Here is a 22405-nt window from a genome sequence, read left to right as displayed (position 1 = left end):
AAAAGTGTAACTTTGTAAAAATTTTAAGAGATGAATACACTAACTATACTTGCCTTATCTTGGCAGCACATTCTGATCGTAGCCATACTTTTGGTTTTACTTTTCGGAGGAAAGAAAATCCCGGAATTAATGAGAGGAGTTGGTTCAGGGATCAAAGAATTTAAAGATGCGGTAAAAGAAGAAGATAAACCCAATTCTGAAAACAAATCTTCTTCAACAAATAATAATTCTACCAGTAACTAAAATTCCTTAGAATTAATGAATTTCACTGAGACTGCATGGAAAGTCTTCAATCAATGTATTGAAGACTATCACGTGTCTGATGACGTTAACGCTCTAATTAATAACCCGTTCGAAAAAGATAGTTTGGAACGGATTTTGTATGCAAAGAACTGGATTGATACCGTTCAATGGCATCTGGAAGATATAATTAGAGATGAAAATATTGATCCGGCTGAAGCTCTTCAACTGAAGAGAACAATAGACGCCTCCAATCAGAAAAGAACTGATCTGGTAGAATATATTGACAGCTGGTTCCTTACTAAGTTTGAAAATATAACTCCTAAACCTGACGCAAAAATAAATACAGAAACTCCCGCTTGGGCAGTAGACAGACTATCGATTCTTGCGTTAAAGGTTTATCACATGTCGTTAGAAGCTTATAGAGAATCCGCTTCTGAGGAACACAGAAAAAACTGCCAGGCTAAACTGGATGTTCTGCTTACTCAAAAGGAAGACCTATCAACTTCTATAGATCAGTTGCTTGCTGATATTGAATACGGGAATATTAAGATGAAGGTATACAAACAAATGAAAATGTATAACGATGAAAGTCTTAACCCAATCCTTTATCAAAAAGGGCAACAAAAATGAAAAGACTAGTTTTTTTTGGAGTACTAATTATATTAACATCTTCCTGCGCAACGGAAAAGCTTAACCTTTCTCCGCTGTCAAACAACTTTTACAGTGAAACCAAAGGCTCTGATTCTGATAGAGGCTCAAAAAAGAGTTTTAATATCAATATCAAAGAAAATGTAAACGCTTCTGAAATTTCAAATCTGATCTCTACCTTTCCTAAGTTTAAGGACCCCGGAATGAATGATGAGGTAACCAGTATGAAATACAGCCTTCAGAATTATTTATATGCTATTGATGCTAATAATTCTTCAGGAAAAAGTAGAGCACTGAAAAGCTTCGAAAAATCATACAAAAAGATTCAAAAATCTAGGCAAAAGCTTAATAAAGATGACGACGAAGTGCTCAACAGATATCTGGTTCGTTTAAAAACGAATATTTCTGTAATTGAAGATGCACTACCAGGAAGTTAAAAACTAATTGAACTATATCAATGATTAAAATTCAGGCGGAAGCCAATGTTCCTACAGAACACGGCACTTTCCGAATGATCGCTTTCTCCGAAAACGAAAACGATTGGATGCCTCACATGGCCATTATCGCAGAAAATACAGATTTTTCAAAACCTGTAAATGTTCGTTTCCATTCCGAGTGTATAACCGGAGAAGTTTTCCATTCAAAAAAATGTGAGTGTGGCCAGCAATTGGACGCGGCAATGAAATACACCCATGAAAATGGCGGTATCATCATATATCTTCGTCAGGAAGGCAGGAATATCGGCATTATCAATAAATTGAAAGCATATTCTTTACAGGAAAAAGGACTGGACACCGTACAAGCTAATCTTGAACTTGGACTTCCTGCTGATGACAGAAATTTTGGAGTAGCGATTGAAATCCTAAATCTATTGGATATAAAAGACATCAACCTTCTTACCAACAATCCTGAAAAGGTAAAATATGTGGTAGAGAGTAATGTTCATCTTAATTCCAGAATTCCACTTCAGATTCCTGCTAATGAAAATAGTAAAGGATATCTGCAAACCAAAAAAGATTTCTTTGGCCATCTTCTCGATGACAATGATAATTAATAAAAACAAGAGCTTCAGAACTTTCTGAAGCTTTTTTTTGGTCTGTACTTGAATAAAAATCATTTAAGCGAAGATATCATCTTATTTGAGGATTGAAATAATATCCAAATCAAAAGCCCCGGAAGAAGATTTCTCCCGGAGCTTTTTTTAATTATAAAAAACTGAAAAGATATTTTAATTTACTCTTACTGATGGTACATTAGAATCATTAAGATTGTAATATTTCACAACAGCATTATAGTCGCTATAATCAACAGGTGCTTTAGCTGACTTATTACTTGTACCTGTTGTATTGGCAGGAACAATGACAAGTCTGAAAGTTTGATTATTCAAATAAGTATTTGCTTCAGCTGCAGTCATTGTAGTCTGGTCAAAATTTGCTTTGGTTGAAATGTCAACATTCTGACTGTTGAATAGAAAGTTATAATCTAATTCTCTATTATTTGTCAAGAAATAAGTCTTTGGTATTTGCTGCCAGATTGTAGATCCACCTGAGTTTGAATTAATGTTTCTATATACTAAAAGAACATCTGTAGACTTTAATCCAAGCCCTTGAGAGATCGTAAAATTTGCATTATTTGCTCCGGTAAATGTTCCCGTAATATCTTTCATCTGGAAATTCGCATTCTGTTGTACCACAACATCATCTTTATTGTCGCAGCTATATGATAAGAAACCAATTCCGGCTAATAGTATAAATGGAAGAATTTTTTTCATTTCTATAAAAGTTTAGTTATTATTTATATTGCGTATTCAAATCATATACCAAAAATTTCAAAAACGTTGTTTTCGTCAATTTTTTTAATTGTATTTTTGTTCTTATTCAAAAAGTCATGAAGAAATTATTATATACTTCTCTCTTTATTGTTGCATTCATAAGCCCGAAAGCTAAAGCTCAGTACCAGCCTAAAAATGCTTCTCCTGAAGATTTGAAAAAGGCTCAGCAGTGGGTTGATAAAACTTATATGAGTCTTTCGCAGGATGAAAAACTGGGGCAACTCTTTATTGTTGCACTATATACCAATAAAGGGGAAGATTTCATCAGTCAGATCAGAAACATTGTTGCTAATGATAAAATAGGTGGTCTTATTTTAATGCAGGACGATGCTGCAAGGGAAATCAATCTTGTGAATGAGTTTCAGCAGAAGTCTAAAATCCCCTTGATGATCGGAATGGATGCTGAATGGGGATTATTTCAGCGAATTGCAACCGCTCACAAATTTCCGTGGGCGATGACGCTTGGAGCGATTCAGGATAAAAATTTAATTTATCAGATGTCTGCCAAAATTGCAGAAGACTGCCACAGAATGGGCATTAATTGGGACTTTGCGCCGGTAGTGGATGTCAATACCAATCCTAATAATCCTATTATTGGCAATAGAAGTTTTGGTTCAGAAGTTCCTAATGTAATCAGTTCTGCGTTATCTTATTCTAACGGCCTTCAGGACAATAATATATTAGCTGCTATCAAGCATTTCCCGGGCCACGGTGATACCAGTACAGATTCTCACCTTGATCTTCCGGTAGTTTCTCATAATCAGGAAAGACTCAACACTGTAGAACTGGCTCCTTTCAAAGCATTGATGGATAAAGGTATCGGCGGAGTAATGGTTGCTCATTTATATGTTCCGAGCCTGGAGTCAGGAAAAGGAATCCCTGCTTCTGTTTCTAAAAATATTATTACAGGACTCTTGAAAGATAAACTGGGATATAAAGGATTAATCATCACGGATGCCTTAAACATGGGAGCTGTAGCCAATAAATACAAACCGGGAGAGCTGGATGCTTTGGCATTCAAAGCCGGAAATGATATTATGCTTTTTTCCCAAGGTGTTTCTGAAGGAAAAAAACTGATTCAAAAGGCGATAGATAATGGTGAAATTCCTCAATCCAGAGTGGAGGAAAGTGTAAAGAAAATCTTATTGACAAAATATTTCCTGGGACTTACCCAATACACTCCTAAAAATCCTGAGAATATTAATTCTGATTTAAATAATGATTCTCATAAAGCATTGGTTCAGAATCTTTATGCCAATGCATTGACTTTAATTAAGAATGATCAAGGATTGCTTCCAGTTTCCGGGAAACAGGTATTTTATATTCCTTTGGAAGAAGCACCCTATCAAACTTTTGCCAATCGACTAGGTTCAAACGTTATCATTAAAAAAGCCAGTGAAATCAGAACAATTCCAACAGGATCTACTGTAATTGTTGGTTTCCATAAGGATAATTCAACAGCTTACAAACCGTACAAAATATCAGCAGAATCTAAGAAAGTTCTTGCAGATCTTAGTAAAAACCAAAATGTCATTCTTACCGTATTCGGAAGTGCATATGCTTTAAAAGAGGTTGATATTTCAAAAGTATCTACAGTTCTTGTTGCTTATGAAAACAATGACGATTCAATGAATGCGGCAGCGGATGCTTTAAACGGAAAAACAAAAATATGGGGTAAACTTCCTGTATTGATCAACGATCAACTGAAAGCAGGGATGGGTATCGATATACCCCTTCTTCCTTCAATACATACTACAACATCAAAACAACAATAATCTAATGAAAATAGGCATACTTTGCTATCCAACATATGGGGGAAGCGGAATTGTAGCAACAGAACTAGGAATGTCTCTTGCTAATAAAGGATATGAAGTTCATTTCATAAGTTCCGCACTTCCTGCAAGATTAGACATCACGAATCCCAACATTTTCTTTCATAGGGTAAATGTTCAGACGTACCCGCTTTTCCAATATCAGCCTTATGATATTGCCTTAAGTTCTATGATCTACAGGGTCGTGAATCTCTATAAGCTTGATCTGCTTCACGCACATTATGCTATTCCTTATGCATATGCTGCATTTACAGCGAAACAGATGCTTCAGGAAGATAATAATGATATTCCTCTGGTAACGACGTTACACGGAACTGATATTACTTTGGTGGGACAACATCCAAGTTATAAGCATGCTGTAGAGTTTTCTATCAATAAATCGGATGCGATCACTTCGGTTTCTGAAAGTCTTAAAAAAGATACCCTTCAGTTTTTCAATATTAAAAAGGAAATTCAGGTGATTACCAATTTTATTGATAATTCTGAGTTTGATGACTGTTCGGAATGCCAAAGAACACAGTTTGCGAATCCTGACGAGAAAATTCTGATTCACGTATCCAACTTACGTCCTGTAAAACGCGTGGATGAAGTTTTGCAGATCTTCAAAAATGTGGAGAAAAAGGTAAAATCCAAACTTATCATTATTGGTGAAGGGCCGGATATGGAAAAAGTAAATCAGTTCCTTGAAGAAAATCCTGATCTAATTTCTAAAATTCGTTTGTTAGGAAAGGTTAATGATCTGTATAAAATTTTGCAGCTTTCGGATGTGTTCTTACTCCCTTCGGAGCAGGAAAGTTTTGGTTTGGCAGCTTTGGAAGCCATGGCAGCGTATACTCCTGTTATCAGCTCGAATGCCGGCGGAATTCCTGAAGTAAACATCCAGGGCGAAACAGGATTTTTAGCAGAGATTGGAAACGTAGAAGCGATGAGTAACTACACCATCAAGTTGTTAAGCAATGAAGAACTTTTAACCAAAATGAAGCAAAATGCGAAAGATCAGGCGATAAAGTTCGATTTGAAAAACATTCTTCCTATCTATGAGAAAATGTATAGAACAACCATAGAAAATTTTAATAAGGAGCTGACGAAAGTATAATATTTCTATTATATTTATCGTCACACTTATGACGGAAAAGCTACTTCAATATCTTTGGAACTATAAGGTTTTCAAACATTTTGACTTCAAGGATATTGAAGGAAATTCCGTTGAAATCATCCACTTTGGAAAGTGGAATAAAGATGCCGGGCCGGATTTCCTGGATGCTAAAATTAAAACCAACGGGCTTATTCTAGCCGGAAATATCGAGCTTCACATCCGTTCTTCAGACTGGATTTTCCATAATCACTCCCAGGATCCCAATTATCAAAACATTATTCTTCATGTTGTCTTTCAACATGATATGGAAGTTTGTGATCATACAGGAAAGGGAATTCCTTCATTGGAATTGAAGGATTATATCGATGAAAATATAGTCTGGAAATATGAAAAGCTCGTCAACGGCACTCAATTTATTCCCTGTGAGAATATTTTTGATCAGGAAAAAGTTCCCGTCAATTTCCACGAAGGAAATATTCTGAAAAAACTGGAAGAAAAATCGGAAGAGTTTGAAAATGACTTAACGAAATACAAAAATGATTTCGAAGCGGTTCTATTTCATAGTCTTGCCTATTCTTTCGGATTAAAGGTAAATGCCCATATTTTCAAACAGATTGCTGAAAGTATTGATTACAGTGTGATCAATAAAATACGCCAAAATCCTATTCAACTTGAAGCCTTATTTTTCGGAATTTCCGGATGGCTGGATACTCCGGCAGATGTACAAATGGGTATTTGGAAAAGAGAATTTGACTTTATTAAAAGGAAGTTTAAGATTTCTGATTTAAAGCTACATCCTAAATTTTTAAGATTGCGGCCGCCCAATTTCCCAACCATTCGTTTGTCACAATTGGCGGCTCTTTACTATGAGCACCAGAATTTATTTTCAAAAATAATAGGAGCAAGAAATGCAGGTCAGCTGTATGACCTTTTTAAACCTATAAAAGCTTCCGAATATTGGGACTGTCATTTTAATTTCGGGACCGTATCCAAAATACATCCTAAAACTTTAAGTAAAGATTTTGTAGATCTTATTATTCTCAACACTGTTCTTCCTTTAAAATATGTTTATCATCGGTACCATCATGAGGAAGCTGCGGATGAAATTATAGAATTTTACAGAAATATTGCTGCAGAGAAAAACTCAGTCATAGAAGGATGGAAAAATCTTGGAATGAATATCCATAATGCTCTGGAAAGTCAGAGTCTGATTTATCATTATAAAAATAACTGTGACCGAAAAAACTGTCTGTCATGTGGTATTGGATTTAAACTTTTAAAAGGGTAATCTTATCCTCAAAAAACCTTTATCAAAAAAATTCCTTACCTTGCAGTATTAGATTTTAACCTTTAAAAAAATCTTGAAAATGCTAGGTAATATCCGTCATAAAATGGAAAGAGAATGGTTTGGTGTTCTGACCAGAATGGGAGCTAAGCTTGGAATTCCTGTCTCTAAATTAAGGATTTTCTTCATCTACTCTACTTTTGCCACGGCAGGTTTTTTCTTTCTGATTTATTTGGGACTGGCATTTACACTCTGGATTAAAGATATTTTTATTACCAGAAGACCAAGTGTTTTTGATTTATAATTATGGAATTTTTACCGATTACGCATGCTGAGGATGATAGAGTTCAGGAAATCTATAATTCTTATATCAGCACTTTTCCTGTAGACGAGCAAAGAGACAAGGAACAATTTCTGGGATTATTTTCAAATCCGCAGGTTAGTTTTATGTCTGTGGTACATGAATCAGAACCTGTTGGATACCTCATCTTATGGAAGCTGAGCTCTTTTGTTTTTGTAGAACATTTTGAGGTCTTTGAAGCATTCCGAAGTAAAAGATTGGGATCACACATTATGAGCCATCTGTTGGAAAATTATCCAAGTATCATTTTAGAAATTGAGCCAGCCGATCTGAATGAAGATGCTCAAAGGCGCTATTCTTTTTACCAAAGAAATAATTTCAGTCTGGTTGATACCACTTATATCCAGCCAAGCTATGGTGAAGGAAAGCAATCTTTAAATTTATGGCTTCTTGCCAATTATTCTCCCGAAAATATTGAGGAGATTAAAAAAGAACTTTGTGATATTGTTTATCCTTAAAATATAAAACGCCGGAACTATTCCGGCGTTTATTTTTTGATATGGCAGCTGATCCAGGATTAACCTATAAGTTTCGGCTAAAGCCAATGGATTTTATTTTTTTATTAAAACGGGCTAAAGCCCATTCCCATTGATAAGCACCTCATCATTTATTATTTCTCAATTATCATTAATATCTTAGTTTACCTGATATTCCAGTTTGATGGTGATGCTCGCTTCTTTTTCTTTGGAAGAAGTGTTGAAAGTTCCGCCGTAGGAATAATCCTCATTTGAATTAGGGGCTGTGATCTGAATAACACCCATCGTGGCCTTTTTAAGATTACCCAGACTGCTTCCTGAATTTTCTGCAATTTTTTCAGCGCGTTCTTTAGCATCTTTTGTAGCACCGGCAATCATTTCCTGTTTTACGGTAGCCAGTTTTGTGTAAAAATATGAAGGGGAAGAAGAAGTAAACTCTATTCCACGATTGATAATTTCGGTAATATTTCTGGAAAGGTTTTCAATTTTACCAACTTCTTTGCTTTCAATAGATACTTTTTGGCTCAGATTATAGCCGGAGAATTCTCCCTGTACATTGTTTCCGTTTGAATCAGTATAGTTTCTGAATTGTTTCTGAATATCTACCGATGAAAATACGATTTCATTTTGCCTGATTCCTTTTGAAACCAGATAGTCATTAATCACTTTTCTATCCAGTGCAAGTTCATCATAAGCAGATTTAAGATCCATATTATTTTTAGAAAAACTTCCCGACCAAGTAATCAGGTCGGAGGTAAACTGTTTCGTTCCAAGGCCTGTTACAGAAATTGTATTTTCAGACTTATTTCTATTTTTAATTGCATTTCCAAGGAAGCCAAGACCGATAACAAAGCCTAAAGCACCTACCGCCACTGCAATAATATTTTTATTCATAAAATTTGTTGATTTGATTAATTTTATAACATTCATGCATCAATTTCCATTCCAATATTTTAAGATTTTTTTAACATATAAAAAAAATAAATAGAGAACGGAATTTTAAGTTCTAGCGGTTGATTAGGCAGTATTATTTTGATTTTTCTAAAAAAAGAGGAATGGTTTCTTCCAATCTCAATAGAACACCTGACAGGTTTTTTGCTTTAACATAGGTCCTTACCTGGGGTTTGACAGCAAATGAAAACTGTATAAACTCTGAAATTCTGTCAGCCGGAATTCCCGCTTTTATAAAGTACTCGTCCTCTACCCTGCTTCTGACCCAAGCAATATGTTCCTGCAAGTCGTCATATCTGTATTGTCTCTTCTGTCTTTTGGCTTTCCCACTTATCAGATCATACATTCCCTGTACATTGAGGTTTCCTAAGAGTATAGGCAAAAGAACACTTTTTACTTCTGCAGGCTTTTCCCGCATTTTTCCCACCGGCTGTGGCAGCCCTACAGCATTTCTCACCTGTTCTCCTTTATCTGTTTTTGCTACAATCCGGGAATCCTGATCTAGATCGCCGGTCAGTCTCTTAACAATTTTCACTTCTTCAATTTCTTTCGGAATCTGGAAAAGGGTAATCAACAATTGCGAATTAACACCGTCCATAAGCACTCTTCTGGATACTCTTCTGAAATCTTCTTTTACAAACCTCAGCTCATCATTGGGAGATGCTTCAATGGAAAACATTCCCTGGGAATTGGAGTATGTTTTTTTATCTGTGGCCATATTAATGATAATTACAGCGCTCAGACTTTCGCCACTGTCATCAACAATTCTTCCGGTTACCGTTTGCTGAGAAAACAAGTTGCTACAGAGGAAAATGAAGAAAATAAAAAATATTCTCCCTTTTATCATCGTTATACTTTCACTTATACCAGCCGGTCTCATTCTTTGTTTTTACCAGGGTTTACATTCATCAAAAAACACACCATACAAATATATTTTCTTCTACCAATCATCAAGTTTACTGATCTTTTTATATTCTGCAAATGCAATTTTTAATTCATATTCTACAGCATCATTTTGAAAATCTTTTCTAAATCTTTTGGCAAGGGTACGCGTTCTATTGGCGTAAAGAAGAAACCTGTCAATTTGCTCGTCATTCATTCCATATTTTCTGAGGAAATCCAGATTGAGATCTTGCTTCACCCGGTTAAGAAAATCCTGAGTCTCAAAGTAATCAGCTTTGGTAATTTTAGGTTTTGTTGCTTTTTTAAAAAGGTCCGATACTGCATTAAAGACCCCAAATACGCTGACCTGACCAGCATTAAAATCATGTCCGGTAAATGTTTTAGAGATTGTATTATTAGGAAGTGGTTCAATAAGCGGACCTCTCATATAATTTGTCATTTCTGATTTCAGAGCTTTTAATTTGCCGGACTCACTTAGGTATTTGCTGTCTTTCGCAAGATTTCCGGTAGGTTTATATTTGACCTCCACTTCAGGGATCTGAATTTCCATTCTTTGAAGAACAATATTCAAGGGTGAATTCAAATCTTCCCGCGAAATCTTTTTATCAAAACGATAATAGCCTTCTTTAACAAATCTCACCTCATCATTTTCACTGGCATCAATGGTAAAGTTCCCGGAAATATCACTCACCGTGCTTTTTTGGGTAGAAATATTGATGATGAAAACAGGGTTTATGTTCACACGTCCATTGTCTGTAATTTGTCCTTTTAATTTTTGTTGTGAGAAAAGGTTCGCTCCTAAAAACAACAATGTTCCCAGATATAATTTTATAAAAATTCTCATTACTTTCTATTTCTGGGTTTGTGGAGCACGATATGACGAAATTCTTGTCAAAACAAAACGTTGAAATCTGTACAGATCAGCATCACTGCAATATCCGTATTTCAAAATTTTCTTTCTTTCAAAGCCGCCGGCAAAGACATAATAAATGAAATGCTCGATTTGTGGTTTTTCTATCTTGAGATTGGTAAAATAGTCGTCTCCAAGACTTGATTTGATGTAGCTCATCAAATCAATATCATCCCACTTGTCTTTGACTTTTCCAATATAGAATCCCTCGCCTTTTGGCTGGACAAATTCTCCGGGTTTCGCGGCTAATATTCTAGGATCGGATTTTTGTGCGATATAGCGATCAATCTCCTTGGTAAGCTTTTCAACTTTTTTAGGCTTGTTATAACTTCTTGAATCTATTTTTAAATTTCCTGTGAGCCCTTGCTTTACTTCCACTTCAGGAATCTGAATCGTAGAACGTACTAAAGTTATGTTCATAGGAGATTCTATATTTTCCCGTGAGACTTTTTTTGCCAGACGTTCATAGCCCACTTTTATGAAGCGCAACTCATCTCCCGCTTTCCCGGAAATCATAAAATGGCCATCGCTGTTTGACAGAACTATTTCATCTGTCCTGGTATTGAGTATGTTTACATCCTGCATCTCTGTTCCACTTTCAGAAGTTATCTTCCCGAAGATGTAACTTTGAGCATGGATATGAATGCATAAAATGAAAGAAAGAAGAAAGAATAGTTTAAGTTTCACGGGCTATTTTTAATAAACAAAGCTAAAATTATTTTTAATTTGTACCATAAGTTTAACCACAGTTAACGTGTTTTAATATTTCCGACTCATTTTTTAGCCTTGAAACTGTTAAATAGCGCAATTAAATTGTTAAAATTTCTTTTAAATTTTAGCTAACTTGCAGTCTCAATTCGACCTTTAACAATGCAAAATTCTTACACAGTCATCAATGCATCCGCAGGATCAGGGAAAACATATGCCCTTGTTCAGAGACTTCTGATGATCTGTCTCCGCTATCCTAATCAACAGCAGTCGATCAGGAATATTCTCGCTCTTACTTTTACCAACAAGGCAGCGAACGAGATGAAGGAAAGGATTTTGTCTTGGCTAGGGAATTTCTCTGCTGCCAACTTTGCCGAAAATACTGATCTTAAAAATATTCAAAAAGCCTTTGAAGAGCAAGGATTGAAAATTACGATTGATGAACTTCATATCCGTTCAAAAAAGCTGCTGGATTATGTTCTTCACAATTATTCTACCCTGAATATCGGAACCATCGACCGTTTTAATTCAAGATTGGTAAGAAGTTTTTCCTATGAATTGGGATTGGCTAAAAATTTTAATCTGGAAATTGAAGCAGAACCTTTTCTGATTGAAGCAGTGGATAAAATGCTAGATCAGATTGGGGAGAACGAAAACATCTCCAATTCTTTCATGGATTATGTAGACTACAGTCTTGAAAATAATGAAAGGATCAACCTCAACAAGAACCTTTATGATTCGGCAAAAGAGTTCGTCAAGGATATTCACTATGAACATCTGAAAAACAACAGCAGTTTTGACGATGCCAATTATGAGAATATTAAAAATGCACTCCGTAAAGAGATTGTGCTGAATAAAAAGCAGGCTGCCGAACTTGCCGCAAAATCTGTTGAATTATTCAAATCCAGGAATATTGAGATTGAAGATTTCGCTCAGGGCAAAAACGGAATCGGAGGTTTCTTTACTAAAGTTATTGATTTTTATCAACAAAAAAGACCGGGTTTTCCCTTTCCTACCACTCAGGAAGAGTCTGTTATCAACAATTACAGAAAGGGAGCTTCTTCAAAATCAAAGCATAAAGAATCTGAAATTTTTGAAATTCTGGATCAGCTTCTTGAAAACAGGATGCAGCTGATTCTTTTATATATTGAAACACAAAAGAAAGAAAAGGTCTTATCAGCGCTTCTTCCTTTAAAAGTTAATAAAGATATTCAGGATGAGCTTAAAAAAATCGAGGAAGAGAATGATCTTGTTCTGCTTTCAAAATTTAATATCCTGATCAATGAAAACCTTAAAAACGAACCATCGGCTTTTATTTATGAAAAAGTAGGTTCTCAATTTCAGCATTATTTCTTTGATGAATTTCAGGATACCTCGGAACTGCAGTGGCAGAACTTCGTTCCTTTGAGAGATCACAGTGTTTCCACAGAATATACTTCATTTACTCTGGTAGGTGATCCGAAGCAAAGTATTTACAGGTTCCGTGGTGGGGAAAGTAAACTGATGCTGGATATTATCAATAAAAAAGAATTCTCACCTAAGGAGGCTGATCTTCTTGTTTTAAAAGACAACTGGAGAAGTGCCAGAAATATTGTTCAATTCAATAATGAGCTGTATCGTTTCCATTCTGAAGGATTGGAGGAAGAACATAAAAATATCTTCGGAACAGACGCTGAACAAAGTCCCAAATCAAAGATCGATGGCCGTGTAAAAGTAAATCTCATCGATAATCTTACCAACGAGGAGTTTTATGATGATACTTCTGAAAGGATGCGTAAAGATATCCAGGAGTGTCTTGACAATGGTTTTAAGTTTTCGGATATTACGATTCTATGCCGTGGAAATTTTGATATTTTCAGTTATTCTCAAAAACTGGGGAACCTGAAAGTACATTATCGTGGTGAAGAAATGAATATTAAAACGATTTCTGACAAAGGGCTTACTTTAGAACTTTCCAATACATTAAAAGCCGTCATAGAGTTTTTAAGATGGGAAATCAACCCAAAGAACAAATCATGTCTGATCATGATGATGTACTATCTGAATACCTTGGGGAAAATTGATATGCCTGATTTCACTTTAGAAATGAAAGAAATTCTAGAGATTGAAAGCCATGAGGGGATTCTTCAGTTTCTTCAGCAGAAATATTTGCTACAGCTTAAGCAGGATAACTTCCCAAGGTTTAATCTGTATAATTTTATAGAGTATTACATCAACGAATTTTCTGTAGAGAATAAAGAAACCGACTTTCTTTTAAACTTTCTGGAAATGCTTTTTAATTTTACTCAAAATGCCGGCGCCAGTACAAAAGAGTTCCTGAAGTATTGGGATGAAGAAGCATCCTCGTATACAATCCAGGCTTCTGAAAATATTGATGCTATCCAGATCATGACGATTCATAAGTCTAAAGGACTGGAATTTCCTATCGTTTTTATTCCGATGATCAATAAAAACCGGGATAGTGAATTTACGAACTGGTTTGATACGAGTGAAAGTTCTGCTTTAAAATCCGTGAATATCAATCAGTTTAGCAAAAATCTGGAGGTTTATGATGAGGAAATTCAGGTATTTAATAAGAAAAATTCTTACAAAAACTTCATCGATCGCCTATGCCTGCAATATGTTGCGACTACAAGGCCTGTTGAACAGTTGTTTTTCTATCTTCAAAAAGCGAATAAAACATCCAACAATCTTGAGATTTTAGAATTTCTTCAAGCTAAAAATACTGAAGGCGCAGATGAGTTTGACCTCTATGATATACATCCTGAAATGTTGAAAAAGCATTCCAGGGACAAAAGCTCTTCTTTTAAAACAAAGAATATTGAGAGCCTGAAGAATATTAATGAAAAAAGCACTTCCATCAGGATTGCCACTCCATCCAAAAATTATCAGGTACGAAAGGAAGAAGTAAGAATAGGACTTTTTGTTCACGAACTTCTATCTAAAATCAATACTGAAAAAGACATCTCAAAAGTTTTGGAAGGGTATGCACTGGAAGGTCAGATTACCCTGGAGGAGAAAAATGACATTCAGAATAAGCTTCAGGAAATCATCAGAAAGTACGCTGAGTTTTTTGATGAGAAATGGGAAGTTATTAACGAAAAGGATATTATGATCTCAATAAACGGGAAAAGTCGCATTTCCAGACCTGACCGTATTTTAAAAAGCGATGAAGGATATATTATTGTTGATTTTAAAACCGGAATGGAAAAGGCAAAGGATGAGGCACAGGTTGAAAGATATAAAAACATTCTTGAAAGCCTGGGAAGAAAAGTATTGAAAACCCAGATTATCTACTTATAATCCCCAAATTACACCACTCGTGGTTATGTGTCGTAAAACTACGACACAAAATCGTAGAACTACTACAAAAAGTGAAAGTTACGTCTAAAAATTTTTAAGATTAATTAAAGAAATATACATTTGTAAGACCGACAAAGCATATATTAATTAACCATAAAAATTTATAACCATGGCAGCAAACTCAAGAGGAATCTTAAAATTCAACGGAGGTGAGGGACAAAAATTATTAAAACTGAACTACGAAGTATCCAGATCTACTGATGTATCGGGACGTGTAGCTTCGGATCCTTCCAACGCACTTATAAAACTGACTGTAGAAGCTACAGAAAAATCTGACATCCTTGAAACTTTACTGAACGGGAAATACAAGCCCACTAAAGGAGAAGTTGTATTCAACAAATCTCATGAAGAAGGAACTTTAATCACGTTAAACTGGGAAAACGGATATGTAATCCAGCATGAAGTAGATTTCGACGCCGTTGACAGCAACAGTATGCTGATCAGCTTCGTGGTAAGTGCAGAAACAATTGACTACGGGACTTCCCAGTACGCGGGACTATGGCCTACTTCTTAATTTTTATCTACTAAAAAATTATACAGGTCATCCTTAATCAATAAGGATGGTCTTTTGGGCTCTATGTAAAAAATATCCCTTTATAAGGAAATATATGATTTATTTTCTATTAAAAAGAGTATAACTATTCCCATTTTATTAATTTATAGAAAACTTCACAGCCAAATGTCGTACTTCTACTACAATTTTTAAAATTTAACAGTTTATATATCCGAGTAATTCAAAACATTTCTAATTTTAGTGACATAACCACAAAAAGAAAACCGATGAAAAAAAATACGACCAATGCAGACAAGATTGCCGAGAATCATATTGCAGGCCTTCAGCGCGTGGTAAAGCTGGATGTTGTGATTGAAGGTAAAATTATCAGACATTTCAAGCATTTCCGCCTGCAGCAAAGCATCCGGAAACATCATAATTTCGAACTCACCCTTGCCCATGATACTTTAGGAGACGGGCAGGATCATAACCTGGAAGAGGCTCAACAATTTTTAGGAAAACGCTTAACCGTAGTTTTTAAATATAAAGATGCTGAAAACGAAAGCCCGGAAAGAACTTTTGTGGGTTTTATCACTCAGGTAGCCTTCAGCCAGGAGAAAGCAAGTCTCGGAAGCATCGTTCTGAAAGGAAAAAGTCCTACTATTTTAATGGATTCTGCTCCGCATACCCAAAGTTTTGGTGGTGATCAACCTGTGAATACCTCTATCATTGCGGATAGAGTAATCAAGGAAACACTGGGTTCCGGCAAGTATGACTTTAAAGTAGATACAAAAAATAAGAGCTATATCAACTATAGTGCACAGTATAAGGAAACGCATTACAATTACCTGGCACGACTGGCTGAAACATATGGTGAACAGTTTTATTATGACGGTGAAGTACTTCATTTCGGAAAACTTCCTCCTGGTGAACAACCGATAAAACTAACCTATGGAAGTAACGTGAGCGATATTTGTATAGAGCTAAAAGCGGTTCATACCAAACCTGAATTCTTCGGGTACAACAGCAGTAAAAATGAGAAATTATTAAGTTCCACGGCCAATATCAAACATCTTGGACAACTCGCTTCAAAAGCATATGATCTGAATGACGGTATTTATAAAACCAGAGCTTTAAACCCATCACCCGTCAATGCCAATATGTCGTTGAATGTAGATGATGCTCAAAAAAGTGCTGCTGGAAGCGCAGCTGTAGAAGTTTTTACAGTTTCTGCAGATACTTCGGTTCCGTTTCTATATCCGGGATGTATCGCAGATATTGAGATGAGAAAGCCCAACAGCAATCAGACATCTTATTTTACCAAACTGATGATTACTGAAATTTCTCATGAAGTGAATACAAGAGGGGTTTACACAGGATCATTTGAAGCCATCGCTGAAGGAACAGGGTACATCCCTACTCCCGATTTTGAACAGGTTCCGGCAGAACCACAGATTGCAACTGTCGTTTCAAACACTGATCCGCTGAACCAGGGACGTATACAGGTACAATTCGACTGGCAACTGCACGACACCACTCATTTTATCAGAATGATGAGCCCCGACGCAGGAGGTACTGATGCGATCACTCAAAACAGAGGTTTTGTGGCGGTGCCGGAAGTCGGTGACCAGGTCATGGTAGGTTTTGAATACCATCATCCGGATTTCCCATTTGCGATGGGAGGAATGTTCCATGGAGCTGTCGCTTTAGGAGGCGGTGTCAACAATCACATCAAATCGATACAAACCAGAAGTGGTAATAAAGTCATTTTCAACGATGCAGAAGGCAGTATTTTTATTGAAGATCCGAGTGGAAATACTTATTTCATGGACGGAAAAGGAAATATATCCGTTAATGCTCCAAAAGATATGACGTTCACCGCAGGTAATAATATCAAAATGACTGCCGGCCGTGATATTACGTCTATCGCCGGAAACAGCATGTATGATACAGCCAATGTGAATATTGTCTCTAATGCCGGAGTTAATATGATTGATACCGCAGGAAAAGATCTGATGCAGACGGCAACCGGAAATATCCATGAATCTTCCGATATGAGAACTGAGATTGCCGAAAACGAAAGAAATGTTCAGTCTAAAAAAAGTGATTCTTATGCGGAAAAGGTTACCGTGGTAAGCACCAAAGAAAATATGATTCTACAAAGTGAAAAAACGGTAAAATCTCAAAGCGGAGAACAAGGAAATTCTCATTAAAAAAAACAGATCATGAAACTCTATGTATTACCATTTTTGATAAGCATTATTGTAATGGCCATCACTACTGTAATCAGCTATAATGTTGCAGATTATGTTAATCCTCCAGTTACGGAAAATGACAACAAATATATGCCGGTTGGTAATGTAATTGAATCTATATTCTGTGGTTTTTTAGCTTTGATTATCTCTTTTTATATCTCCTTAAGAATATTAAGAGAAAGAAAAAAGAATAAATATCCGTTTAATCAGAAATTACAGAAACAGGACTTATAAAAATCAGTGTCATGGCTATTATAAAGAATGCAAAAAATATAAATATACAGGTTGCTAATAATTTCACCTCGTTAAGTAAGGTTTCCAGTGAAGAAGCCCAGCAAGTAACGATTGAGGCAACCAAACAGAATCTGGAATTATCCAGTCAGAAAAAGGCAATAATGCAAGGGTTTTCCAGAGGAGAAGCTATAACAGAAGATGAGGAATCTTCTACTGGAAAAATAACAGAAATGTATTGGGCGTATGGGGATGAAGAAACTCCTTTAATGGATTCTTCCAAGTTTTATGTGGATATGAATCTTATAGTTGAGACTGAAGGCTATAATGACGGGGAAAGTATAGAAGTGATCATTAAGGCTGAAGATGGAGAACCCATTGCAGAAGGTCTTGATGAACTTACCCTTACCGGAACGGTAAAAAAAGGACAAATCATATTCAAAGAACCTTTAAAGGCTTACACTTTAACGATAATGGATGATAAAGAAGAATCTTAAAAAATACAGACAATGAATATAGAAAAATTGATTCCCATTTTATTGGAACAGCAAAGAAAGTTTGTTGCACAGTCTGGTAGCCAGAAAACAAAAGCCGTACAAGTAAAGAGGCCGAGTTGGGCAGATATGATTAAGAATTACCCTAACACTTCTAAAAAAACGGTTCCCTTATATAATGAGATTGGAAATGGCCTCATAGATTTATTTAATAAAGCACCTGATGATTGGGAAAATACCTGTTCGTTTAGAATGAGCAAGGGCTTAAATTATAGCGGCTTTAAATTACCTTATAATAATACTAAGTATAAAGCTAAAGGGGCTAAAGGAGGTGTTCATATTGGAAAAGATAAACTTAATTACTGGTATAGAGTAAAAGAACTAGGAAAATATCTTGAAGAACACTTAGGCACTCCTGAATTTGACGAAAAATTAGAGAAAGTAGGAGTAGGCAAAACAAAAACTGGTTTACCAAAAGATAAATGGGATCGCTTACATAAAATCAAAGGCATTATTATGTTTAAAGTATCAGGATGGGGAAATGCTTCGGGCCATTTTACTTTATGGGATGGGAAAAATTTAATATATCCTGGAGAGAGTGTGCACGATGATCCTAATAGTGAATATTATTATTTTCATATGAAATATGAACAAAACGGAAAAGTTATACAAACAGATGAAATAAAATTATGGGAACTAAAATAGATATAATAAGATTATCATTGATAATGATGTTATTGTTTTCAATAAACCTATCAGCACAATATAAAGTAAGCGAAATAAAAAAGTATGCATTTAACAGGTGTTTACAATACAATTATTCAAAAATTGACTCAACATTTTATGATGTTTATAAAGATGGTTCAGGAGTAAAGTCTTCAGTCATTGGAAAATTTATAGAAGACCAAGATTTGAAAAATAAAGTCAATGACTATACTATTGCAAAAACAAATGAATATTATTCAAAAAAAAATAACCTTCACTTTGAGTCGGGTGATAAAAATACCATTACATATGATTGTTTTGATTTTTATGAATCAAAAGAGTTAGATGGTTTTATAAAAAAAATGATTGGAATAAAAAAAAGTAAAAAATAAGTCCATATAACAGGAAAGGAACGTAGTGATATTATTATAATGAAAAAAAGCAACTACATATTATTTTTAATGATATCTGTATTCTACACTAATTTTTATGGTCAGGAAAATCATTTAAAGCTAGATTCATTTATCTGGAAGAAGATATGAAAGATTACCTGATAGATGGGAACCGATTTAAATAAAAAAATGATGAATAACTATGTTTTATATTACAAACAAGTAGTTGTTCCGGACAAGATAATGTAATGATTATGCGAAGCAGAGTAACCAAATTTTTACGTTTTTCAAGTATTTTATTTTTATGTTCAAATCTTAGTAACGCACAAATAATAAAAGATACTAAGCTTGGGTATATGAAGAAGTATGCATATTGCAATTGTGTGTTTATCAACAATAGTAAATTAGATAAAAACTATTTGAACGACTCATTTCAAATAGGTGATAAATCTACCAATTTATTAATAGATTTAGGAAAGATCTCCAACTTTCAGAGTGAAAAGATCAGGCAATATATAGAAAAAACAACCGAAAAATTCACTGCATTTGAATCAGAATACTATTCAGAAAAAGGAAAAAGTAATACAATAACAGCCATGTGTCTTGATTTTTATGAATCGAAAGAGCTCGATAGTTTTATAAAGAAAATAATGAGTAAAAAGAAGTAAGGTAACCATTAGCCGATAATGAATAATTTACTACAGTTATAATAAAGCCAACCATAACATAAACTAATATTAATATGCCGGGAGTAGAATTTGACAAAAAGAAAGAGACCAAACGTAAGGGTATTGAGCCTACGAAGGTCAAAAGTATTAAGTTACTGACTTCTTTAGATAATGGCTCCGCCAATGAAGAAGCGTATCCAATAAAGACTCAGCCAGGGTTTCTGTTCGGAAAAACGTATAGATTTCAGGTTGTTACTTATACGAATCTTCCCCCTCAGGATAAGAAAAAGATTAAGTGGAAATACAAATATTATAGCCCATCAAAAAATAAATGGATAGAACATCTGTCCAGTATCACCGGGGAAAACTATAGCCTTCATCTGAATGAAAAAGATATGTGCGGCAGCTACATTTATGTAATGGCTTATATTAATGATGAAGCATCAGAAGGACGTTTAAAAGTATGGCATCACAACAGGTTCAGATGGTTCAACGAAGCCATGTTTGAAGCAGAATTAAAAGTAAGAACTGATGATAAACATCCGGAAAGAATAAACCAATCGGGAACTTCTCTCTGCGGAATGGCTTGTGTATTCTATTTGTTCGCAAAAGAGCAGCCTGCTGCCTATAAAAAATTTGCAAAGGAGCTGTTCAGAACCGGAGAAGCTACTTATAACAACTATACTGCAAAACCAAGTATTGATGTTCTGGAAAAGAAAGTTAATCCCAATGGGTTTCCTCAGAATACTTCGGATATGCCTCTAGCAGATTATGTCACAATGGCATCCACAAGAAATACTGATAATCCAAAATATAAAGGCGGAGATGAAGAATTTCAGGCAATCAATTGGACTAATGTAGTTGTTAACCTCTGTGAAAAGCTATTAGGATATAGTGACGTACATTCAAAAGGAGCCTACAATCCGATAAAACCACTGGCGACAAGCACAATGGAAATGCAGACTAAAATTGATGATATCAATAAACAGTTCAATAATGGCTACAGGTTAATGCTCATGATAGATTCGGATCTTATACAGGATATATGGGATAGAAAATCGTTTGATCTGCATTGGGTAGTATTGGAAACCCCGATAACATGGGACTATGAACCCGGCTTCTTTAAAAGTAAAAAGGATGAAGTCATGTTTAAGGTATATTCATGGGGAACCAAAGATACCTATCTTGAGGCTCCCATATCATGGCAACATTTTATGATGAATTATAATGGCTATATAAAAATGAAATAATACAATGAAAAATATCATATTAACCCTCATTGGCATATTCTCTTTGTTTACCTCATGCGTAGACGAAAAAAAACAAAAAATCCAGGACCAGGAACAATGTGCCCAAAACAAAAATATTGAATTCAAATATGATTCATTAACTCTTAAATTTATCGATAAATATAAAAATATTAACCTTGATAAGGCTCAGGTTTTCCATATTAAAAAAGGTCAGCACATCCTGCTGTCCCATAAACTTAATCAACAGGATTCACAATTAAAAATTAAAAACATTACGGGATTACAAACCACGGATACGCTGGAGATAAAGCTACCGGACAATCTGAACTTCAAATTATATAATTTTAAAAACACACCCTATTACGGAGGTAAAAATTTGCTTGGCTGCAGCCTGGGCGAATATATGATTAAGGATAAAAAAATAGCCGTTCCTTATTACGACATATTAAACATATACTGATTGTAAGTCCTCGACAAGAAATAACAAAAAAACACAATTAAGCATGACTTCCCCAGTTTCAGACATATTTCCCACTTCTACCTATGCTGTACAGGATAAATGTACCGTAAAGATTGGCAAGGAGCAGCATGAAGCACAGCTCTCGTACACGCTGTATGTAGAACCTGGCAAAAAAGGTAGTGATGAAATACTCATCAACAGAACTAACTTGAAGGTCAATAACCAGAAAATAGATACCAGGTTTCTTGAAATATCAAACGCTTATATGGAGGCTCTTTTTCCTCTGACCTGCAAGATCAATACATACAGCCTCTCCATTGAAAATATGGAGGAGATCAGAAAACGTATTCAACAAGTGGATGTTGAGATTCATGATATTTATAACGGCGATGGAATAGATCATATTCAGAATCAATTCTTTACCGCAACTCAAACCGATGAAAAGCTTTCTCAGTTCATCCAACAACTTCATTTTATGAGAATGTTAGATTATAGCTTGCAGAAATTCAACCCGAAAAGAAAATACGGCACCATGTGGAAAGTTCTTCCTTTCGGAATGAGTGAATGGAAGGGAGAAACCCAATACCAGAAAGATAAAAACACATTGTCCTTTGAACCGAAAATTGACAATGCCCAGGATATAATGAATGATATTATCAGATACATTCATAAGCATGATTATTACGTCAAATTTGACGAGGAGACTCTCCCACTCTATGCCGATTTTCAAAATAAAATCACGTATACCGGAAAAACCGGCCGGATAGAAAACGCTGAAACCAACGTTTGCATAGAAGCAGAAGATAAATTTTATTACCAACAGACTATCACCATCGAAACAAAATAAAAT

The 22405-nt window shown here is 35.2% G+C and carries 25 protein-coding genes; 20 read left to right on the top strand and 5 right to left on the bottom strand.

The features are described from left to right. The first annotated feature begins 30 nt into the window (after positions 1-30). Genes EG342_RS08535 through ribA form a run of 4 tightly spaced genes read left to right on the top strand, consistent with a single transcriptional unit; the run spans position 31 to position 1945 of the window. Entirely contained in the window at positions 31-243 is a 213-nt protein-coding gene (locus tag EG342_RS08535; RefSeq protein ID WP_103294346.1) for a twin-arginine translocase TatA/TatE family subunit, read from the top strand. Between the two features lie 15 nt (positions 244-258). Further along, complete coding sequence (locus EG342_RS08530; protein WP_103294345.1) at positions 259-873, top strand: DUF4254 domain-containing protein; 615 nt, start codon at positions 259-261, stop codon at positions 871-873. Beyond that, entirely contained in the window at positions 870-1328 is a 459-nt protein-coding gene (locus EG342_RS08525; RefSeq protein ID WP_103294344.1) for a hypothetical protein, read from the top strand. Before EG342_RS08530 ends, EG342_RS08525 begins: the two co-directional genes overlap by 4 nt. Positions 1329-1348: 20 nt before the next feature. Further along, positions 1349-1945: a GTP cyclohydrolase II gene (gene ribA, locus EG342_RS08520; protein ID WP_103294343.1), complete on the top strand. Its 597-nt coding sequence runs from the start codon at positions 1349-1351 to the stop codon at positions 1943-1945. Positions 1946-2119: 174 nt separating this feature from the next. Here ribA and EG342_RS08515 read toward each other — a convergent pair whose 3' ends face one another. Then, positions 2120-2662, bottom strand: coding sequence for a hypothetical protein (locus EG342_RS08515; RefSeq protein WP_103294342.1), 543 nt, complete (start codon positions 2660-2662; stop codon positions 2120-2122). 116 nt (positions 2663-2778) lie between these two features. Between EG342_RS08515 and EG342_RS08510 the strand changes: the two genes are divergently transcribed. The 5 genes from EG342_RS08510 to EG342_RS08490 all read left to right on the top strand — a co-directional run bounded on the left by EG342_RS08510 (position 2779) and on the right by EG342_RS08490 (position 7754). Continuing rightward, positions 2779-4497, top strand: coding sequence for a glycoside hydrolase family 3 protein (locus tag EG342_RS08510; protein WP_103294341.1), 1719 nt, complete (start codon positions 2779-2781; stop codon positions 4495-4497). A 4-nt stretch (positions 4498-4501) separates the two neighbouring features. Next, the gene (bshA, locus tag EG342_RS08505) at positions 4502-5650 is read left to right on the top strand and encodes an N-acetyl-alpha-D-glucosaminyl L-malate synthase BshA (RefSeq protein ID WP_103294340.1); all 1149 of its coding nucleotides are present in this window, start codon (positions 4502-4504) and stop codon (positions 5648-5650) included. A gap of 28 nt (positions 5651-5678) precedes the next feature. Next, positions 5679-6938 (top strand): DUF2851 family protein, encoded by a 1260-nt coding sequence (locus EG342_RS08500; RefSeq protein ID WP_103294339.1) that lies wholly within the window; start codon positions 5679-5681, stop codon positions 6936-6938. A gap of 79 nt (positions 6939-7017) precedes the next feature. Further along, positions 7018-7239 carry a PspC family transcriptional regulator gene (locus tag EG342_RS08495; RefSeq protein WP_103294338.1) on the top strand — a complete coding sequence of 74 codons (222 nt, stop codon included), beginning with the start codon at positions 7018-7020 and terminating at the stop codon, positions 7237-7239. 2 nt (positions 7240-7241) lie between these two features. Beyond that, entirely contained in the window at positions 7242-7754 is a 513-nt protein-coding gene (locus EG342_RS08490; protein ID WP_103294337.1) for a GNAT family N-acetyltransferase, read from the top strand. A 177-nt stretch (positions 7755-7931) separates the two neighbouring features. Here EG342_RS08490 and EG342_RS08485 read toward each other — a convergent pair whose 3' ends face one another. From EG342_RS08485 to EG342_RS08470, 4 genes are all read right to left on the bottom strand, one after another. Further along, positions 7932-8666, bottom strand: coding sequence for an SIMPL domain-containing protein (locus EG342_RS08485; RefSeq protein ID WP_103294354.1), 735 nt, complete (start codon positions 8664-8666; stop codon positions 7932-7934). A gap of 133 nt (positions 8667-8799) precedes the next feature. Then, positions 8800-9603, bottom strand: a complete 804-nt coding sequence (locus tag EG342_RS08480; protein WP_246008759.1) for a carboxypeptidase-like regulatory domain-containing protein — start codon at positions 9601-9603, stop codon at positions 8800-8802. Positions 9604-9663: 60 nt separating this feature from the next. Next, positions 9664-10470, bottom strand: coding sequence for a peptidase associated/transthyretin-like domain-containing protein (locus tag EG342_RS08475; RefSeq protein ID WP_103294336.1), 807 nt, complete (start codon positions 10468-10470; stop codon positions 9664-9666). A 6-nt stretch (positions 10471-10476) separates the two neighbouring features. Then, positions 10477-11223, bottom strand: a complete 747-nt coding sequence (locus EG342_RS08470) for a hypothetical protein (RefSeq protein ID WP_103294335.1) — start codon at positions 11221-11223, stop codon at positions 10477-10479. Positions 11224-11406: 183 nt separating this feature from the next. On the opposite strand from EG342_RS08470, the gene EG342_RS08465 reads away from it, so the two are divergent. The 11 genes from EG342_RS08465 to EG342_RS08415 all read left to right on the top strand — a co-directional run bounded on the left by EG342_RS08465 (position 11407) and on the right by EG342_RS08415 (position 22402). Further along, a complete protein-coding gene (locus EG342_RS08465; protein ID WP_103294334.1) occupies positions 11407-14547 on the top strand; it encodes a UvrD-helicase domain-containing protein in 3141 nt (1046 codons plus the stop codon). Positions 14548-14716: 169 nt separating this feature from the next. Next, positions 14717-15121, top strand: a complete 405-nt coding sequence (tssD, locus tag EG342_RS08460) for a type VI secretion system tube protein TssD (protein ID WP_103294333.1) — start codon at positions 14717-14719, stop codon at positions 15119-15121. Between the two features lie 266 nt (positions 15122-15387). Next, entirely contained in the window at positions 15388-17313 is a 1926-nt protein-coding gene (locus EG342_RS08455) for a type VI secretion system Vgr family protein (RefSeq protein ID WP_103294332.1), read from the top strand. 12 nt (positions 17314-17325) lie between these two features. Then, complete coding sequence (locus EG342_RS08450; protein ID WP_123868056.1) at positions 17326-17589, top strand: hypothetical protein; 264 nt, start codon at positions 17326-17328, stop codon at positions 17587-17589. A gap of 11 nt (positions 17590-17600) precedes the next feature. Continuing rightward, a complete protein-coding gene (locus EG342_RS08445; protein WP_103294330.1) occupies positions 17601-18083 on the top strand; it encodes a hypothetical protein in 483 nt (160 codons plus the stop codon). Between the two features lie 12 nt (positions 18084-18095). After that, complete coding sequence (locus EG342_RS08440) at positions 18096-18785, top strand: T6SS effector amidase Tae4 family protein (RefSeq protein WP_103294329.1); 690 nt, start codon at positions 18096-18098, stop codon at positions 18783-18785. Continuing rightward, the gene (locus EG342_RS08435; protein ID WP_123868055.1) at positions 18770-19177 is read left to right on the top strand and encodes a hypothetical protein; all 408 of its coding nucleotides are present in this window, start codon (positions 18770-18772) and stop codon (positions 19175-19177) included. The genes EG342_RS08440 and EG342_RS08435 overlap by 16 nt, the downstream gene beginning before the upstream one ends. A 356-nt stretch (positions 19178-19533) precedes the next feature. Further along, a complete protein-coding gene (locus tag EG342_RS08430) occupies positions 19534-19845 on the top strand; it encodes a hypothetical protein (protein ID WP_123868054.1) in 312 nt (103 codons plus the stop codon). 74 nt (positions 19846-19919) lie between these two features. Next, complete coding sequence (locus EG342_RS08425) at positions 19920-21095, top strand: hypothetical protein (protein WP_103294326.1); 1176 nt, start codon at positions 19920-19922, stop codon at positions 21093-21095. 4 nt (positions 21096-21099) lie between these two features. After that, positions 21100-21555: a hypothetical protein gene (locus EG342_RS08420; protein ID WP_103294325.1), complete on the top strand. Its 456-nt coding sequence runs from the start codon at positions 21100-21102 to the stop codon at positions 21553-21555. A 43-nt stretch (positions 21556-21598) separates the two neighbouring features. Then, positions 21599-22402: a hypothetical protein gene (locus tag EG342_RS08415; RefSeq protein WP_103294324.1), complete on the top strand. Its 804-nt coding sequence runs from the start codon at positions 21599-21601 to the stop codon at positions 22400-22402. The last annotated feature ends 3 nt before the right edge of the window (positions 22403-22405 follow it).

It is taken from the genome of Chryseobacterium lactis (assembly GCF_003815875.1).
GTDB classification, from domain to species: domain Bacteria; phylum Bacteroidota; class Bacteroidia; order Flavobacteriales; family Weeksellaceae; genus Chryseobacterium; species Chryseobacterium lactis.
Note: the sequence above shows the minus strand (reverse complement) of the source record. Positions and strands in the feature narration are given on the sequence as shown.

Excerpts from the sequence above, each read along its gene's own strand:
- EG342_RS08535 (WP_103294346.1), top strand. The coding sequence starts at position 31 with ATGAATACACTAACTATACTTGCCTTATCTTGGCAGCACATTCTGATC.
- EG342_RS08530 (WP_103294345.1), top strand. The coding sequence starts at position 259 with ATGAATTTCACTGAGACTGCATGGAAAGTCTTCAATCAATGTATTGAA.
- EG342_RS08525 (WP_103294344.1), top strand. The coding sequence starts at position 870 with ATGAAAAGACTAGTTTTTTTTGGAGTACTAATTATATTAACATCTTCC.
- ribA (WP_103294343.1), top strand. The coding sequence starts at position 1,349 with ATGATTAAAATTCAGGCGGAAGCCAATGTTCCTACAGAACACGGCACT.
- EG342_RS08515 (WP_103294342.1), bottom strand. The coding sequence starts at position 2,662 with ATGAAAAAAATTCTTCCATTTATACTATTAGCCGGAATTGGTTTCTTA.
- EG342_RS08510 (WP_103294341.1), top strand. The coding sequence starts at position 2,779 with ATGAAGAAATTATTATATACTTCTCTCTTTATTGTTGCATTCATAAGC.
- bshA (WP_103294340.1), top strand. The coding sequence starts at position 4,502 with ATGAAAATAGGCATACTTTGCTATCCAACATATGGGGGAAGCGGAATT.
- EG342_RS08500 (WP_103294339.1), top strand. The coding sequence starts at position 5,679 with ATGACGGAAAAGCTACTTCAATATCTTTGGAACTATAAGGTTTTCAAA.
- EG342_RS08495 (WP_103294338.1), top strand. The coding sequence starts at position 7,018 with ATGCTAGGTAATATCCGTCATAAAATGGAAAGAGAATGGTTTGGTGTT.
- EG342_RS08490 (WP_103294337.1), top strand. The coding sequence starts at position 7,242 with ATGGAATTTTTACCGATTACGCATGCTGAGGATGATAGAGTTCAGGAA.
- EG342_RS08485 (WP_103294354.1), bottom strand. The coding sequence starts at position 8,666 with ATGAATAAAAATATTATTGCAGTGGCGGTAGGTGCTTTAGGCTTTGTT.
- EG342_RS08480 (WP_246008759.1), bottom strand. The coding sequence starts at position 9,603 with ATGAGACCGGCTGGTATAAGTGAAAGTATAACGATGATAAAAGGGAGA.
- EG342_RS08475 (WP_103294336.1), bottom strand. The coding sequence starts at position 10,470 with ATGAGAATTTTTATAAAATTATATCTGGGAACATTGTTGTTTTTAGGA.
- EG342_RS08465 (WP_103294334.1), top strand. The coding sequence starts at position 11,407 with ATGCAAAATTCTTACACAGTCATCAATGCATCCGCAGGATCAGGGAAA.
- tssD (WP_103294333.1), top strand. The coding sequence starts at position 14,717 with ATGGCAGCAAACTCAAGAGGAATCTTAAAATTCAACGGAGGTGAGGGA.
- EG342_RS08455 (WP_103294332.1), top strand. The coding sequence starts at position 15,388 with ATGAAAAAAAATACGACCAATGCAGACAAGATTGCCGAGAATCATATT.
- EG342_RS08450 (WP_123868056.1), top strand. The coding sequence starts at position 17,326 with ATGAAACTCTATGTATTACCATTTTTGATAAGCATTATTGTAATGGCC.
- EG342_RS08445 (WP_103294330.1), top strand. The coding sequence starts at position 17,601 with ATGGCTATTATAAAGAATGCAAAAAATATAAATATACAGGTTGCTAAT.
- EG342_RS08440 (WP_103294329.1), top strand. The coding sequence starts at position 18,096 with ATGAATATAGAAAAATTGATTCCCATTTTATTGGAACAGCAAAGAAAG.
- EG342_RS08435 (WP_123868055.1), top strand. The coding sequence starts at position 18,770 with ATGGGAACTAAAATAGATATAATAAGATTATCATTGATAATGATGTTA.
- EG342_RS08430 (WP_123868054.1), top strand. The coding sequence starts at position 19,534 with ATGAAGAAGTATGCATATTGCAATTGTGTGTTTATCAACAATAGTAAA.
- EG342_RS08425 (WP_103294326.1), top strand. The coding sequence starts at position 19,920 with ATGCCGGGAGTAGAATTTGACAAAAAGAAAGAGACCAAACGTAAGGGT.
- EG342_RS08420 (WP_103294325.1), top strand. The coding sequence starts at position 21,100 with ATGAAAAATATCATATTAACCCTCATTGGCATATTCTCTTTGTTTACC.
- EG342_RS08415 (WP_103294324.1), top strand. The coding sequence starts at position 21,599 with ATGACTTCCCCAGTTTCAGACATATTTCCCACTTCTACCTATGCTGTA.